This window comes from Pseudomonas sp., from assembly GCF_049653025.1.
In the GTDB taxonomy this organism is placed as follows: Bacteria; Pseudomonadota; Gammaproteobacteria; order Pseudomonadales; family Pseudomonadaceae; genus Aquipseudomonas.
This window is the reverse complement of sequence record NZ_JBASFM010000005.1, coordinates 188292-203701: the sequence shown is the minus strand read 5'-3', so window position 1 is coordinate 203701 and position 15410 is coordinate 188292. Positions and strand designations below refer to the sequence as shown.

At 63.4% G+C, this 15410-nt stretch carries 14 protein-coding genes and 1 pseudogene; 10 read left to right on the top strand and 5 right to left on the bottom strand.

The window, feature by feature from the left end; all coding sequences use genetic code 11:
• Positions 1-10 precede the first annotated feature (10 nt).
• Complete coding sequence (locus tag WBK23_RS02830) at positions 11-1144, bottom strand: HDOD domain-containing protein (RefSeq protein WP_424482471.1); 1134 nt, start codon at positions 1142-1144, stop codon at positions 11-13.
• Between the two features lie 304 nt (positions 1145-1448).
• On the opposite strand from WBK23_RS02830, the gene desA reads away from it, so the two are divergent.
• The 9 genes and pseudogenes from desA to WBK23_RS02785 all read left to right on the top strand — a co-directional run bounded on the left by desA (position 1449) and on the right by WBK23_RS02785 (position 9157).
• The gene (gene desA / locus WBK23_RS02825; protein ID WP_424482470.1) at positions 1449-2636 is read left to right on the top strand and encodes a delta-9 fatty acid desaturase DesA; all 1188 of its coding nucleotides are present in this window, start codon (positions 1449-1451) and stop codon (positions 2634-2636) included.
• 249 nt (positions 2637-2885) lie between these two features.
• Complete coding sequence (locus WBK23_RS02820; RefSeq protein ID WP_424482469.1) at positions 2886-3857, top strand: GGDEF domain-containing protein; 972 nt, start codon at positions 2886-2888, stop codon at positions 3855-3857.
• Positions 3858-3946: 89 nt separating this feature from the next.
• Positions 3947-4273: an ArsR/SmtB family transcription factor gene (locus tag WBK23_RS02815; RefSeq protein WP_424482468.1), complete on the top strand. Its 327-nt coding sequence runs from the start codon at positions 3947-3949 to the stop codon at positions 4271-4273.
• Complete coding sequence (locus WBK23_RS02810) at positions 4270-4701, top strand: YeeE/YedE family protein (RefSeq protein WP_424482467.1); 432 nt, start codon at positions 4270-4272, stop codon at positions 4699-4701. Before WBK23_RS02815 ends, WBK23_RS02810 begins: the two co-directional genes overlap by 4 nt.
• Positions 4702-4703: 2 nt before the next feature.
• Complete coding sequence (locus WBK23_RS02805; protein ID WP_424482466.1) at positions 4704-5138, top strand: DUF6691 family protein; 435 nt, start codon at positions 4704-4706, stop codon at positions 5136-5138.
• Positions 5135-6022, top strand: a complete 888-nt coding sequence (locus WBK23_RS02800; RefSeq protein WP_424482465.1) for an MBL fold metallo-hydrolase — start codon at positions 5135-5137, stop codon at positions 6020-6022. Before WBK23_RS02805 ends, WBK23_RS02800 begins: the two co-directional genes overlap by 4 nt.
• Complete coding sequence (locus WBK23_RS02795; protein ID WP_424482464.1) at positions 6012-7733, top strand: SulP family inorganic anion transporter; 1722 nt, start codon at positions 6012-6014, stop codon at positions 7731-7733. The genes WBK23_RS02800 and WBK23_RS02795 overlap by 11 nt, the downstream gene beginning before the upstream one ends.
• Before the next feature lie 107 nt (positions 7734-7840).
• A pseudogene (locus WBK23_RS02790) lies at positions 7841-8617 on the top strand (PAS domain-containing protein); the annotation flags it as partial.
• 99 nt (positions 8618-8716) lie between these two features.
• On the top strand, positions 8717-9157 hold the full coding sequence (locus WBK23_RS02785; RefSeq protein WP_424482500.1) for a methyl-accepting chemotaxis protein: 441 nt from the start codon (positions 8717-8719) through the stop codon (positions 9155-9157).
• A 34-nt stretch (positions 9158-9191) separates the two neighbouring features.
• On the opposite strand, the gene aguA is transcribed toward WBK23_RS02785, so the two are convergent.
• Complete coding sequence (gene aguA / locus WBK23_RS02780; protein WP_424482463.1) at positions 9192-10298, bottom strand: agmatine deiminase; 1107 nt, start codon at positions 10296-10298, stop codon at positions 9192-9194.
• Positions 10299-10751: 453 nt separating this feature from the next.
• On the opposite strand from aguA, the gene WBK23_RS02775 reads away from it, so the two are divergent.
• Complete coding sequence (locus WBK23_RS02775; protein WP_424482462.1) at positions 10752-12461, top strand: amidase; 1710 nt, start codon at positions 10752-10754, stop codon at positions 12459-12461.
• Positions 12462-12531: 70 nt separating this feature from the next.
• Here WBK23_RS02775 and rmf read toward each other — a convergent pair whose 3' ends face one another.
• The 3 genes from rmf to WBK23_RS02760 all read right to left on the bottom strand — a co-directional run bounded on the left by rmf (position 12532) and on the right by WBK23_RS02760 (position 15375).
• Positions 12532-12741: a ribosome modulation factor gene (gene rmf, locus WBK23_RS02770; protein WP_424482461.1), complete on the bottom strand. Its 210-nt coding sequence runs from the start codon at positions 12739-12741 to the stop codon at positions 12532-12534.
• A 149-nt stretch (positions 12742-12890) separates the two neighbouring features.
• Positions 12891-14471 carry a glutamate--cysteine ligase gene (gene gshA, locus WBK23_RS02765; protein WP_424482460.1) on the bottom strand — a complete coding sequence of 527 codons (1581 nt, stop codon included), beginning with the start codon at positions 14469-14471 and terminating at the stop codon, positions 12891-12893.
• Positions 14472-14619: 148 nt separating this feature from the next.
• The gene (locus WBK23_RS02760) at positions 14620-15375 is read right to left on the bottom strand and encodes an endonuclease/exonuclease/phosphatase family protein (RefSeq protein ID WP_424482459.1); all 756 of its coding nucleotides are present in this window, start codon (positions 15373-15375) and stop codon (positions 14620-14622) included.
• Positions 15376-15410 lie beyond the last annotated feature (35 nt).

The window sequence follows — 15410 nt, the reverse complement described above, 5'->3', positions numbered from 1 at the left end:
GCTGACGGCATCAGGTGAGGCCCGCCAGGCGGCGCAGACGCGCGCGTTCCGGGCCGTTGAGGTCGCCGTCGTATTCACAGGCGGCCAGGCGCATTAGAACATTTTCCCGTTTGACGTTGCTGCTGGGCAGGCTGTAACAGGCCCCGATCAACTCGCGCAGGGCCATTGGCAAGTGCCACTGGGCTTTGATGGCGACCGCAAACTCGCCGCTGAACTGCTCAATGGCGCGCAGTACCGCGACTTCCTCCAGGGCATGACCGTCGTCTACCCAGAGTTGCGCGTGGTAGAGCACGCAGAGTTCGCCCATGCGGTGCAGCAAGGCGGCGGTATGCAGGGGCGCGGGGTCCAGGCCGCATTGGCGGGCCAGTGCGGTGCTGCGCTCGGCCAGCTGTTCGGCGGCCTCCAGATGGGGTTGCGCGAGCCCGCCGAGCAAGGCGTGGTGCAGCGTGCTGGATTGGCGCAGGGCCAGGCCCATGGCCATGTTCAGGCTGGTGGCCAGACCCAGGCGCTGCAGCGCCTCGGTGAGGTTGCCGCAGGGTCGGCCGGCACTGTTGTAGGCGCTGCTGTTGGCCACGGCGAGCAGGCGGGCGCTGAGCGCCGGGTCGTGCTGCCAGTCCTCGGCCAGTTCGCGCAGGTCGAGCTGTTCGCCATTGAAGCTTTGCCGCAGGCGGTCACTCACGTTCTGCCGCAGGGGCAGCTGCAGGGCGCTGGCGGGCAGGCTGCGCAGGTGGCTGAGCAGATCAGGGGCGGCGTTGCCGGCGGTACTGGGCCGCGTCTGGGCCTGGACGGGCAGCAGTTTGTCCAGGCTGGCGGCGACATGCGCGGCCTGGAAGGGTTTGCTGATAAAGGCGCTGATATGCAAGGCGCGCACGGCCATCACACTGGCGCGATCGGCGCGGCCGGTAATCAGCACCAGCGGAATGGCGGGGTCATTCTGGCGCACCTGTTCGAGCAGTTGGGTGCCGGGGCCATCCGGCAGGTTCCAGTCGCTGATGATCATGTCCACCGGGTGCTGTTGCCAGTCGTGCAGGGCCGCGCTGACAGTCTCCAGGCACACCACCTGGCTGCCGGGGCGCAGGCTGAGCACGATCTGCTTGAGCAGGTCGGCGATCCAGCTGTCGTCCTCAAGAATCATTACACGCATGCGCTATTCCTTTTCAGCAGCGGCACAGGCTCCAATTGCGGCAGTGGCAGACCCAGGGCGACCAGCTATCCATCGCTGAACAGCGCCCAGCGCATAGCCGAGAGTCAAGCAGCAAGCGCTTTGCGGAGCATTCATAGGCGAAAAAGTCAGTCCTTTGCCTGAGACCGGCAGTATAGATGCTGATAAGGGGGCGGCATCCTTATGCAAAAGACCAACTGGTTTTCTGACCCGGCTCAGGGATAATGGCAGTCGGCGTGTGCTAAAAATCGGCGGCGTCTTTCCTTCTGCACGAGGCACACGATCCATGTGGTACAACGGTTTTCTCGACCTGTCGATCTGGCAGCTGATCGCAGTCACCCTGCTGATGACGCATGTCACCATCGTCAGCGTTACGGTCTATCTGCACCGTTACTCGGCGCACCGCGCGCTGGAACTGCACCCGGCGCTTAAGCACTTCTTCCGTTTCTGGCTGTGGCTGACCACGGCGCAGAACACCCGCGAATGGACCGCGATCCACCGCAAACACCACGCCAAGTGCGAAACCGTGGATGACCCGCACAGCCCGGTGATCAAAGGCCTGGGCACGGTGCTGCGTACCGGTGCCGAGTTGTACGCCGAAGAGGCGAAGAACCCGGAAACCCTGCGCATCTACGGCAAGAACTGCCCGGAAGACTGGATCGAGCGCAACCTCTATTCGCGCTTCCCGGTGGCCGGTGTGGTGCTGATGGGGGCCATCGACCTGGCCTTGTTCGGCGCGGCCGGTATCACCATCTGGGCCGTGCAGATGATGTGGATTCCGGTGTGGGCCGCCGGCGTGATCAACGGCCTTGGCCACGCCGTCGGCTACCGCAACTTCGAATGCCGCGATGCGGCGACCAACCTAGTGCCCTGGGGCATTCTGATCGGTGGCGAAGAGCTGCATAACAACCACCACACCTACCCGAACTCGGCCAAGCTGTCGGTGAAGAAGTGGGAATTCGACATGGGCTGGTTCTGGATCAAGCTGTTCAGCCTGCTCGGCCTGGCTCAGGTGCAGCGTGTTGCACCGATCGCCCATCGGGTGGAAGGCAAGCGCAACCTGGACATGGACACCGCCATGGCCATCCTCAACAACCGTTTCCAGATCATGGCGCAGTACCGCAAGCTGGTGATCGCACCGTTGGTGCAGCAGGAGCTGGCCAAGGCCGATGCCTCGGTTCGTCACCACTTCCACCGTGCCAAGCGCCTGCTGTCGCGTGAGCCGAGCCTGCTCGACGAAGGCCACCAGGTGCGCATCCAGCGCATGCTGGAACAGAGCCAGGCACTCAAGGTGATCTACGAAAAGCGCCTGGCCCTGCAGCAGATCTGGGTGAAAACCAGCGCCAATGGCCACGACATGCTCGAAGCCATCAAGCAGTGGGTCAGCGACGCCGAAGCCAGCGGCATCCAGTCGCTGCGCGAGTTCGCCGAGCAGCTGAAGACCTATTCGCTGCGCCCGGCTGGGGCCGTCTAACGCCTCCTGTGTTGCTCAAGCCCGCCACTCGGCGGGCTTTTTATGGCCTGCCATCCCTGGCGGCCACCCTCCGGGCCGTCGCTGCGCGACGTTAAAAATTGTTCCGGACAATTTTTTATGGCCTGTCATTTATGGCGGTCATCCTCTGGATTGCTGCAGCGCGACGTTAAAAATGCCTCCCGGCCATTTTTTAGTTTCTGGCGTATGCTTCTGCCATTGCCCGGTCATTTAAGTGCAGTGGCGGTTGTTATGGACGAAGTCAGCAGACAGCAACTCGAGCATGAAGAGTTGACCCTGGCGCTGTTGCACACCCGCGCCGAGGTGGCGCGCCTGCAAGAACGCGAGCACCTGTTCAGTACCCTGCTGGGCAGCGTCAACGCGGTGCTCTGGGCCTTCGATTGGGATGCGCAACGGGTGATCTACGTCAGCCCGGCGTACGAGCGGATCTTTGGCCGTTCCGCGGCGCTGCTGATGTCCGGCTACGAGGAGTGGCGCAACAGCATCTACCCGGATGACCTGCAATACGCCACCGAGAGCTTTGCCCAGGTGCTGCAGACCGGCGCGGTCGAGGCGCGCGAATACCGCATCATCCGCACCGACGGGCAATTGCGCTGGCTCAGCGACAAGTGCTTTGTCAGCCGCGAGAATGCTGCTGGCCAACCGCAAATCATCGTCGGCATCGCCGAGGACATCACCGAGAAGAAGCAGCTGGAGGGCGAATTGCACCGCCTGGCCACTACCGATGTGCTGACCCAGAGCAGCAACCGTCGGCACTTCTTCGAATGCGCCCAGCGTGAGTTCGAGCAGGCCCGCGAATACGGCAGCCCGCTGGCGTTTCTCCTGCTCGACCTCGACGACTTCAAGCAGATCAACGACCGTTATGGTCACCAGATGGGCGATCAGGTCTTGCAGCGCCTGGCCTACAGCGGTGCCACCACGCTGCGCCGCGGTGATCTGTTCGGGCGTATCGGTGGTGAGGAGTTCGCCGCGCTGTTTCCGCGTTGCGAGCCCGATCTGGCGGAACAGATTGCCGAACGCCTGCAGCGTGAGGTGCGCCGCCTGAGTTTCAACCACGAGGGCAGCACCTTCGGGGTGACCCTGAGCCAGGGCTTGACCAGCCTGCGGCCCGAAGACACCAGCCTGGACGCCCTGTACGCGCGAGCCGATGCCGCCATGTACCAGGCTAAGCGCCAGGGCAAGAACCGCATCGTGATTGATTGAGCGAGTGTGCCCTGACCGCTGGATCGGCTCATGGTTGTCATTCAATATATAAACTAATAGATTGTTTTTATATTAATTGAGTGGCAGCCATGACCCCCAGCGACGCTTCCATCGATATTCAGCAATTGCGCGCCAATGCCCATGCGGCCGGGCAGCTGCTCAAGGCCTTGGGCAATCCGGATCGCCTGTTGCTGCTGTGTCAGCTGTCTCAGGGCGAGCGCAATGTTAGCGAGCTGGAAACCCTGCTGGGCATTGCGCAGCCGACTCTGTCGCAGCAACTGGCGGTGCTGCGCCGTGAATGCCTGGTGGAGACCCGCCGCGAGGGTAAGCAGATCTACTACCGGATCTGTAGCCCGGCGGCGCTGGCGGTGATCAATACGCTGTATCAACAGTTCTGCGCAGGCGCTCAGGCATGACGATTGACTGGTACAACTTCACGCCCTGGAGCGCCTTGGCCGGCGGTGCGCTGATTGGTCTGGCGGCGAGCCTGTTCGTGGTGATGAATGGCCGGGTGGCTGGCATCAGCGGCCTGTTGGGCGGCCTGCTCGAGGGCGGCGAGGGGCGTGGCGAGAAAGCCCTGTTTCTGCTCGGCCTGCTGCTCGCGCCGCTGCTCTGGCAGCTGTTTAGCCGACTACCTGAAATTCAGATCGATAGCGGCTGGCAGGCACTCACGGTTGCCGGCCTGCTGGTGGGGATTGGCAGCCGCTATGGCGCGGGCTGTACCAGCGGCCATGGGGTTTGCGGGCTGTCGCGGTTGTCGCCACGCTCACTGGCCGCCACCTTGAGCTTTATGGCCGCCGGGTTCGCCACGGTGTTCGTGCTGCGCCATCTATTGGGAGCTTGAGCATGCGCAAACTGTTGGCCTTTCTCGCCGGTTTGCTCTTTGGCATCGGCCTGCTGATGGCAGGCATGGCCAACCCGGTCAAGGTGCTGGGCTTTCTTGATCTGGCCGGTGCCTGGGACCCTTCGCTGGCCTTGGTAATGGCGGCGGCCATCGGCGTGGCATTTTTACCGTTCAGTTGGGCGCGGCTGCAACGCCGCAGCCTGCTCGGCGCGCCGATGCAATTGCCCGGCAAGCGTGCGCTGGATCGCCGGCTGCTCGGCGGCAGTTTATTGTTTGGCGTCGGTTGGGGCATCGCCGGAATCTGTCCTGGCCCGGCTCTGGTTACGTTGCTGACTGGGCGCTGGCAGGTGCTGCTGTTTGTGGTCGCCATGCTGGCCGCAATGGCGTTTTTTGCCGTGCTGGAGCGCCGCACCGCCATGGTTGGGGGCGCGGGATGAGCGCCATCTCAGGGCAGCCTGCACCAGCCGTGATTCAGGCCTTTTTCGATCAGGCGTCATCGACCTACAGCTATGTGGTCAGTGATCCGGCCAGTGCACAGTGCGCCATCATCGACTCGGTGCTGGATTACGATGCCGCCGCCGGGCGCACCGCCTACGACAGTGCCGACCGGCTGATCGCCTACGTGCGCGAGCAGGGGCTGAGCGTGCAGTGGCTGCTGGAAACCCATGTGCATGCCGATCACCTCTCGGCTGCGCCCTACCTCAAGGCCGCGCTGGGTGGGCAGCTGGCCATCGGCGAGCAGATTTGCGTGGTGCAGAACACCTTCGGCAAGTTGTTCAATGCCGGTAGCGAGTTCGCCGTCGATGGCCGCCAGTTCGACCAGCTGTTTAAGGATGGCGAAGCCTTCCAGATCGGCACCATCCCCGCCCGCGCCCTGCATACCCCGGGGCACACGCCAGCCTGCATGAGCTACCTGATCGGCGATGCGGCGTTTGTCGGCGACACCCTGTTTATGCCGGACTACGGCACCGCACGCTGCGATTTCCCCGGCGGCGATGCGCGCACCCTGTACCGCTCGATTGCGCGCCTGTTTGCCCTGGCAGACAGCACCCGGCTATTTATGTGCCACGACTACCTGGCCCCGGGACGTCAACAGCATTGCTACCAGACCACGGTGGCCGAGCAGCGCGCGCATAACGTGCATGTGCACCAGGGCATCGGCGAGGATGCGTTTGTCGCCATGCGCCAGGCCCGCGATGCCAGCCTGGAGATGCCTGCGCTGATGTTGCCGGCGGTGCAGGTGAATATGCGCGCCGGCCATCTGCCGCCCGCCGAGGACAATGGTGTGTGTTATCTCAAGGTGCCGTTGAATGTTCTCTAAGTGGCCATTACTCAACACCCTGCGTGGCTATGACCGCGACCAGGCCGGGCGCGACCTGCTGGCCGCCTGCCTGGTCTGCCTGCTGCTGGTGCCACAGGCGCTGGCGTATGCGCAGTTGGCCGGCTTGCCGGCGGTGGCGGGCCTGTACGCGAGCATCCTGCCGCTGGTGGTCTATGCCGTGATCGGCGCGAGCCCAGGGGTGGCGCTGTCGTTCGGCCCGGTGGCGGTGTTGTCGCTGATGACCGCCGCGGCCTTGGCCCCGGTGGCTAGCGCCGGCAGCGCGGCGTATCTGCTGGCGGCCACCACCTTGACCCTGTTGGTCGGCGTGCTGCTGTTGCTGATGGGCCTGCTGCGGATGGGCTTTATCGCCAACTTTCTCAGCCACCCGGTGATTTCCGGGTTTGTCAGCGGCTCGGCGCTGCTGATTGCGGTCAGCCAGTTCAAGCACTTGCTGGGCATTTCGGCCGATGGCCTGACCCTGTTGCAGGTGCTGCCTGCGTTGTATGCGCAGTTATCGGCCGTGCATCTGCCGACGCTGCTGCTGGGGGTGGCCAGCCTGGCGCTGCTGGTGCTGCTGCGTAACCTCAGCCTGCTCGGCGTGCCTGAAGCGCTGGCGCTGCGCATTAGGCAGTTGAGTGCGTTGCTGCTGATGCTGCTGGCGATGGCCCTGGGCGCGCTGCTACAACTGGAGGCTTATGGCGTCAAGGTGGTTGGCGTGGTGGCTGCGAGTGTGCCGCCGCTGGCGCTGCCGAGTCTGGAGCCGGGCTTGCTGCGTGAGTTGCTGCCGGCGGCAGTGCTGATCGCCCTGGTGGGGTTTGTCGAGTCGGTGTCGATCGCCCAGAGCCAGGCGATGCGCAAACGCCAGTCGATCGCGCCGGACTTGGAATTGCTCGGTCAGGGCGCGGCCAACGTCGCCGCCGCCTGCAGTGGTGGCATGCCGGTGGCGGCGAGCTTCTCGCGTTCGGCGCTGGCGCTGCAAAGCAACGTGGCGACGCCGCTGGTCGGGGTGTTTGCCGCTGGCCTGATGCTGGCGGCGGTGCTGGGCCTGGCACCCTTGCTGCAGCATCTGCCGCAGGCGGTATTGGCGGCGAGCATTATCGTCGCGGTGCTGGGCCTGATCGACCTGGCCAGCCTGCGCCGCACCTGGCGCTACTCGCCGCAGGAAGGCGCGGCGCAACTGGCGACGCTGCTCGGCGTTCTGTTGTATGGCGTCGAGGCCGGCATTCTGCTCGGCGTCAGCCTGTCGCTGCTGCTGTTCCTGTGGCGCACCAGCAGGCCGCATATGGCGGTGGTCGGCCAGCTGCCGGGCAGCGAGCACTTTCGCAATGTCGAGCGCTACAAGGTCGTGGAAAGCGCCAGCGTGCTGTCGCTGCGTGTCGATGAAAGCCTGTATTTCCCTAATGCGCGTTACCTGGAGGAGCGCATCGGCGCGCTGATCGCCAAGCGCCCGGACGTGCGCCATCTGGTGCTGATGTGTTCCGGGGTCAACCTGATCGACGCCAGCGCACTGGATACCCTGGAGGCCATCAGCGAGCGCCTGCAGAGTGCCGGCGTGCAGTTGCACCTGGCCGAAGTGAAGGGGCCGGTGATGGACCGGTTGCAACGTTCGGACTTTATCCAGCGCTTTGGCGGCCAGGTATTTGTCAGCCAGTACCAGGCCCTGCGCACGCTGGACTCGGAAAGTACACAGCGCGCCATGCGCCCGCAGTGAAACTGGGCTAAACGTTAAGCACAGTGTGTCGATACGCTGTTTGGATCAGGGATGAATGACCTTGCCGCGTGCCCTGAGCAAATGTTGTCCTTCTTGAGGCTCTTCGCATGTTCGGATCACAGCTTCGCAGTGAGTTGCAGCAGTCCCAGCTGCAACTGGCAACCAGTCAGCAGGTCATAGAGGCCATTCGGCAAACCTTCGCCATGATCGAGTTCACCGCCCAGGGCGAGATTCTCGATGCCAACGCGCCGTTTCTGGCGACCATGGGCTATCGCCTGGAGGAGCTCCGCGGCCAGCATCACCGCATGTTCTGCACTAAGGAGCAGGTGGCAAGCCCCGCCTATGCGCAGTTCTGGCGACGCCTGGGCGATGGCGATAGCTTCAGTGACCGCTATATGCGGGTGGCCAAGGGTGGGCGGGAAATCTGGCTGGAGGCCAGCTACCTGCCGGTGCGCAATGCCCAGGGTCAGGTCATCAAGGTGATCAAACTGGCCGCCGATATCACCGAGCGCATGCATGCCGAGCATCAGCACGAGAGTTATCTGAAGGCGATCAACCGCTCGACGGCGGTGATCGAATTCAACCTGGCCGGCGAGGTGCAGGATGCCAACGAGAACTTCCTCAGCACCATGGGTTATCGCCTGGAGGAGGTCCGTGGCGTGCATCACCGGCAGTTCTGCACCCACGAGGAGGCGTCGAGCGATGGCTACCGGCGGTTCTGGCAGCGTCTGAACCAGGGCGAGTTTATTGCCGACCGCTTCAAGCGCGTGGCCAAAGGCGGCCGTGTGGTGTGGCTGCGCGCCACCTACAACCCGCTGTATGACGCCGGTGGCCGCCTGTATGGGGTGGTCAAGTTCGCCAGCGATATTTCCAGCCAGGTCGAGCACCGCGAGGCGGAGTCCTCTGCTGCCCAGCTGGCCTTCGATATCGCCCGGGAAACCGATGAAAGCGCGATCAAGGGGGCCGCAACAGTCGAGGAAACCGTGCAGGTGGTGCGTGGCATCGCCGATGAGCTGGCGAAGGTGGCGGGCAATATCGAGGCCTTGAGCGCGCAGTCAGAGCGTATCAGCAGCATCGTCCAGGTGATCCGCGGGATTGCCGAACAAACCAACCTGCTCGCGCTCAACGCGGCCATCGAAGCGGCGCGTGCCGGCGAGCAGGGACGCGGTTTTGCCGTGGTGGCCGATGAGGTGCGCAACCTGGCCGCGCGCACCAGCCAGGCCACGGTGGAAATCAATGAAGTGGTGCGCCTCAACCACGATCTGGCTCTGCAGGCGGTCGGTGGTATGGAGGGCAGCAAGCTGAAGGCCGAACAGGGTGTGCTGCTGGCCAACAAGGCGGGCGAGGTGATGCTGGAAATCCGCGATGAAGCGCAGCGCGTGGTGGATGCGATAGGGCAGTTCACCCAGGCCATGCAGGACTAAAAATGCCCAACCGCTGGCGGTCGGGCGTTGTTCATCAGCGCCCTTGCGGCGCGGGCTGCTGCTGGGTGATGCAGTGGATATTGCCACCGCCCAGGAGAATCTCCCGACCGGGCAGCATGACCACGCGGTGCTGCGGGAACAGGCGCCGCAGGATCGCCTCGGCCTCGGCATCCTTGGCGTCGTCGAACTTGGGCGCAATGATGCCGCCGTTGACGATCAGGAAGTTGACGTAGGAGCCGGCCAGGCGGATCGACGGGTCACGTTCCTGGGTGCCCGCCGCCAGGTCGACGCCGGCGCACTCCTCATCGGTGGCATACAGCGGGCCGGGAATCGGCATCTTGTGCACGATCAACTGGCGACCCTTGGCATCGCGCGCGCTTTCCAGCACGCGCATGGCGGCCTGGCAGCGCGGGTAGTTGGGGTTGGCTTCATCGTCGGTCCAGGCCAGCAGCACTTCACCGGGGCGCACATAGCAGCAGAAGTTGTCGACGTGGCCATCGGTCTCGTCGTTGAACAGGCCGTCTGGCAGCCAGATCACCGTGTCGATGGCCAGGTGCTCGGCCAGCAGCTGTTCGATCTGCTCGCGGCTCAGGTGCGGGTTGCGGTTCGGGTTGAGCAGGCATTCCTCGGTGGTGATCAGGGTGCCTTCGCCATCGACGTGGATCGAGCCGCCTTCGAGCACCAGCTCATCGGTGCGATAGCGCGATTGACCTTCGATTTGCAGAATCTTGCGCGCCACCTGGTCGTCGCGCACCCAGTTGGCGTACAGGCCGCCATTCAGGCCGCCCCAGGCATTGAAGGTCCAGTCCACGCCGCGCACTTCACCACTGTTGTTGGTGACGAAGGTCGGCCCGGTGTCACGTACCCAGGCGTCGTCGGTGCTGATTTCCACCACGCGGATATTGGCGTGGGCGAGGCGCTCGCAGGCGTTCTCGTACTGGCCGGCGGACACGCCAACGGTCACCGCTTCGAATTCGGCAATGGCCCTGGCCACGGCGGTAAAGGCCGCCTGCGCGGGTTTGCCACCCAGACGCCAGTTGTCCGGGCGTTCCGGCCAGACCATCCAGGTCTGGCTGTGGGCTTCCCACTCGGCGGGCATGCGGAAACCATCGGCGCGTGGGGTGGTCGTCAGGGTTGTCATAAATTCACCAAAAGACGGAGCAGGGTAAAAGGGCGGCAGACGCTGCGTGACATGGGCTGGCACCTAACAGAAGCGGCTGGCGCTGCTTATCTGACACTAGCAGAGCGCTGTTACGGCACCACGGTACTCGGTGTCGCTGCAGTGGATAGGCTATTTATATCCGATAAAAATCGACTTTTAAAGCGTAATAATCTTTCTTTAAGGGTTTTTAATCGATTAATATCGAATAAAAATCCGTAACGGCTGCCGATTACCTGCTTCGAGGCAGGCCAAAGCAAGCGTCGGGTAAAGACCTCTGGCCAGTCCGGGTTTGAGCTCAGCCCTGCTCGTGTAGCGGTGTGAAACGAGGAACGCTATGAGAAGTGCTTTTGCGATAAATAATGTCTCTGAACCCAAGGTGCAGTGTGATGGATATAGTCACTGCATAACCTTCCAGCAGCCAACGGTGACAGCATGATCGAGGTAACCGAGGTTTCCATTGCGCAACTGCGCGCCGCGCTCGAAGCCGGCCAGACCACGGCGGTCGAGCTGGTGCAGGCCTATCTGGCCCGTATCGACGCCTACGATGGCCCTGACACGGCCACCCAACTCAACGCGGTGGTGGTGCGCAACCCCGAGGCACTCAAGGAAGCGCAGGCCTCCGATGCCCGCCGTGCGCGTGGCGAAACGCTCGGCCCGCTGGACGGCATTCCTTATACGGCCAAGGACAGCTATCTGGTCAAGGGCCTCACCGCCGCCTCCGGCAGCCCGGCCTTCAAGGACCTGATTGCTTACCGCGACGCCTTCACCGTCGAGCGCCTGCGCGCCGCCGGGGCCATCTGCCTGGGCAAGACCAATATGCCGCCCATGGCCAACGGCGGTATGCAGCGTGGCGTCTATGGCCGCGCGGAAAGCCCGTACAACGCCGCCTACCTCACCGCGCCCTTCGCCTCGGGCTCCTCCAACGGTGCCGGCACGGCCACCGCCGCCAGCTTCGCCGCCTTTGGCCTGGCCGAGGAAACCTGGTCGAGCGGACGCGGCCCGGCCTCGAACAACGGCCTGTGCGCCTACACGCCGTCGCGTGGGGTGATCTCGGTGCGCGGCAACTGGCCGCTGACGCCGACCATGGACGTGGTGGTGCCTTATGCGCGGACCATGGCCGACCTGCTCGAAGTGCTCGACATCGTGGTCGCCGAAGATCCCGACACCCGTGGCGACCTGTGGCGGCTGCAGCCCTGGGTGCCGATCCCCAGCGTCAGCTCGGTGCGCCCGGTCGCCTACGCGGAACTGGCCGCCAGCGCCAAAGCACTCGCCGGTAAGCGCTTTGGCGTGCCGCGCATGTTCATCAACAAGGATGAGCAGGCCGGCACCAGCGCCAATCCTGGCATCGGTGGCCCGACCGGCCAGCGCATTCACACCCGGCCCGCGGTGATCACCCTGTGGGAGCAGGCGCGCAAGGCACTGGAAAGCGCCGGTGCCGAAGTCATCGAGGTCGACTTCCCGCTGGTGTCCAACTGCGAGGGCGACCGCCCCGGCGCGCCGACCGTGTACAACCGCGGCATCGTTTCCAAGGAGTTTCTCCATCACGAGTTGTGGGACCTGTCGGCCTGGGCGTTTGACGAATTCCTCCAGGCCAACGGTGACCCCAAACTGAATCGTCTGGTCGATGTCGACGGCCCGCAGATCTTCCCGCACGACCCCGGCACCTTGCCCAATCGCGAGGGCGACCTGGCCGCCGGCATGGACGAATACGTGCGCATGGCCGAGCGCGGCATCACCCCGTGGAACGAGATCAGCACGCTGCCCGACGGCCTGCGCGGCCTGGAGAAGACCCGCAAGCTCGACCTGGAAGACTGGATGGACGGCCTCGGCCTCGATGCCGTGCTGTTCCCCACTGTCGCCGACGTCGGCCCGGCGGACGCCGATGTGAATCCGGTTTCGGCCGATATCGCCTGGAGCAACGGCATCTGGGTGGCTAACGGCAACCTCGCCATCCGCCACCTGGGCGTGCCCACCGTCACCGTGCCAATGGGCGTGATGGCCGACATCGGCATGCCGGTGGGTCTGACCTTCGCCGGCCGCGCCTACGACGACTCGGCGTTGCTGCGCTTTGCCGCCGCGTTCGAGTCGACCGGCTCGAAGCGCCTGGTTCCTCCACGTACTCCGCCAATCGCGCGGAGCTAAAACGGAAACGGGGTTGGCGCGAAAAGCGTCAACCCCGTCTGTCTGTTCTTAGGTCGGTGCCGAATAAGGCTCAGGCGCTGTAGCGTTTGTGCAGCTCGAATTGCTCGTGGCCGTCATCCCAGCCGGCTTCCCAGGCGGCGATCAGCACATCGGCTGAGAGCCCGCGTGGGGTGTTGGCTTGTCCGGTCAGCCCTGCCATATAGCCCTGTTGGTAAGCCTTGTTAAGGCTTTCCAGGCTCCAGTGCTGGTCATCTTCCGTGTTGAGGTCGGCGCAGGCCATGGCGGCAGCTCGCAGTGGATTTACCCATGCAATGCTAGCCGCATCGCCTGGGCAGGGCTGCGCCGCTGATCCCGCTTTTGCCACCGCTGGCGGTTTGTGTGATGCAGTTGGCGAAATGCCGGCTGCGCGCGAGCCGGCATTTTTCGGGCTTAAACAGCCAAGGCCAGAATGCTGGCTTGATAGGCGGCAGCAAAGCTGTCGAAGTCGCCTTCTTCCTGGGCTTCTAGTTCTGCTTGGTCCTGCAGCGACTGGGCGGCGCTGGCCTCGAAGGCGGCCTGCTGTTCGGCGCTTAGCGGCTGGCTGCGGAAGTACGCGGCGTGCTGTTTGCTCTGGCGCAGGGCGAACTCGGTAAAGCTTATGCCCTGTTGCAGCTGCGCCAATACCTGGGCAGACGGCGTCAGGCTGACATCCGCGACCTTGGCCTGCTGCGCCTGCAAGGCCAGACGGTGGGCGTTGTCGCCCTGGTTCTGGTCGAGCAGCTCGGCCAGCGGGCGGATTTGTTCGAGCAACTCATCGGCCCAGGTTTGCAGCGTCACCGGCTGGCCATTGCGTTGCAGTTGCAGGCCGGGGCGACGGCCTTCCTTGACCACCGTGAGGAAGTTGTCGGTGCAGGCGTGGCATTCGCCGCTTTCCAGCAGCGGGCTGTCCTGCAGCGCGCAGAACAGCAGGAAGGCGTCGAGGAAGCGTGCCTCGGTGAGGTCGATACCCAGCGGTAGGAACGGGTTGATGTCCAGGCAGCGCGCCTCGACGTACTGCACGCCACGGGCCATCAGCGCCTGGATCGGCCGTTCGCCGCTGTAGGTCACGCGTTTCGGGCGGATGTTCGAGTAGTACTCGTTCTCGATCTGCAGGATGTTGGTGTTCAGCTGCAACCACTCGCCGTCCTTCTTCGCGCCGATCTCCACATAGGGCGGGTAGGGCGTGCCGACCGCCTGGCGCAGGCTGTCGGTGTAGCTGGCGAGGTCGTTGTAGCAGGGCGTCAGGCCGGCTTGCGCGGTGCTCTGGTAGCCCAGGTCGCTCATGCGCAGGCTGGTGGCGTAGGGCAGGTAAAGGGTGTCGGCGTCCAGTTCCTGCAATTGGTGTGGGCGGCCGCGCATAAAGCCCTTGTGCAGCGCCGGCGAGGCCCCGAACAGGTACATCAGCAGCCAGCTGTAGCGGCGGAAGTTGCGGATCAGCGCGATATAGCGCGCCGACTGGTAATCCCGTGCGCTGCGCTCGTCGCCTTCGGCCTGCTGTTGCAGCTGCCACAGCGCTTCCGGCAGGGAGAAGTTGTAGTGGATGCCGGCGATGCACTGCATGGTCTTGCCGTAACGCAGGGCCAGGCCCTTGCGGTAGACGTACTTGAGTTCGCCGATATGCGAACTGCCGTAGCGGGCGATCGGGATCGTCTCTTCATCCGGCAGGGCGCAGGGCATGGACGGGCTCCACAGGTATTCGCCGTCCAGCTTGCTGTAGGCGAAGCGGTGGATCTGCTCCAGCTCGGCCAGGGTAGTGGCCGGGTCGGGTTCGGCCGGGGTAATAAACTCCAGCAGCGATTCGGAATAGTCGGTGGTGATCTGCGCGTGGGTCAGCGCCGAGCCCAGGGCCGCTGGATGCGCAGTCAGGGCCAGCTGGCCTTCGCCATCGACGCGCAGGCATTCACGCTCGATCCCGTGCAGGCACTGGGACAGCAGGGAGAGGTTGGCGCGTTCGCCAAGCTGGGCCAGGCGGCGGGAGAACAGGTCGCTCAAGATTGCATTCCTTCACGCATCGGTCGCCTCAATATGGGGACGACACGCATGCTCTACAAGGGGGCGAGAAAACCGGTTTTGCCGGTCGATAGCGCTTTATAACCCGAGGCGGGTGAAGAAGGTTATAGCTGGGCGCAGTGCATTTGCGTCAGGGCGACGCGGTGCTGTGGATGGTTAGTGTTAGTGGCATGTGGTCGCTAACCCTGAGCCAGTCGTGCTTCTCACCAATTTCAAGTTGGCTCAATTGCAGCAGGTTGCTGGCCGTGAACACGTAATCGATGTGGTAAGGCTTCGCACTGTTGCGATGTAGATAAAAGGTCGGTCGCTGCTCGCTTCCCTGACGCTCGCCGGTTTGTTGATGATAAATGCTGTGCAGTTCTAGCTCGGCCAGCTCGCGGACTACATCCGAATGGCTCCACCACCTGTCAGGCTTATCCCAGATAGCATTGCTATTGAAGTCGCCCAGTACGATCACGTTGTCATTGGCTAATTCGCGACGGTGAATTTGCAGGTATTTCCACAGTTGCCCGATATAGGCGAACGCTTGCGAGTCACTGCCCTTAGTCCATACGGCAAGTACGGTCAGGCTGTTATTGACCGTAAACGGGAGGAAGTATTTCAGCTCATGGCTGTGCCAAGTATGTGATGGCGCTGAGCTGGCGAGCCCGCTAATGCTGTAGGTGCCAGACCAATCGAGCGCATCAACCCGATGATTGTTTTTTGGGAAAACACCGATGCCTTTGTTTTTTGAATCACCGAACCATAGGTAATTTCCAGCCCACTTCCGGTATGACTCACTGGAGCGGGCTGGGTCTTCACACTCCTGAATGACCAGGATGTCGGCGTGCAGGGCATCTGCCTCGACCAGTTTGTTACGCAGTGCGCCGTTACAGTTCCAGGTCACGATTCTCACAGATCACCCGATAAAGGTAACGGCGC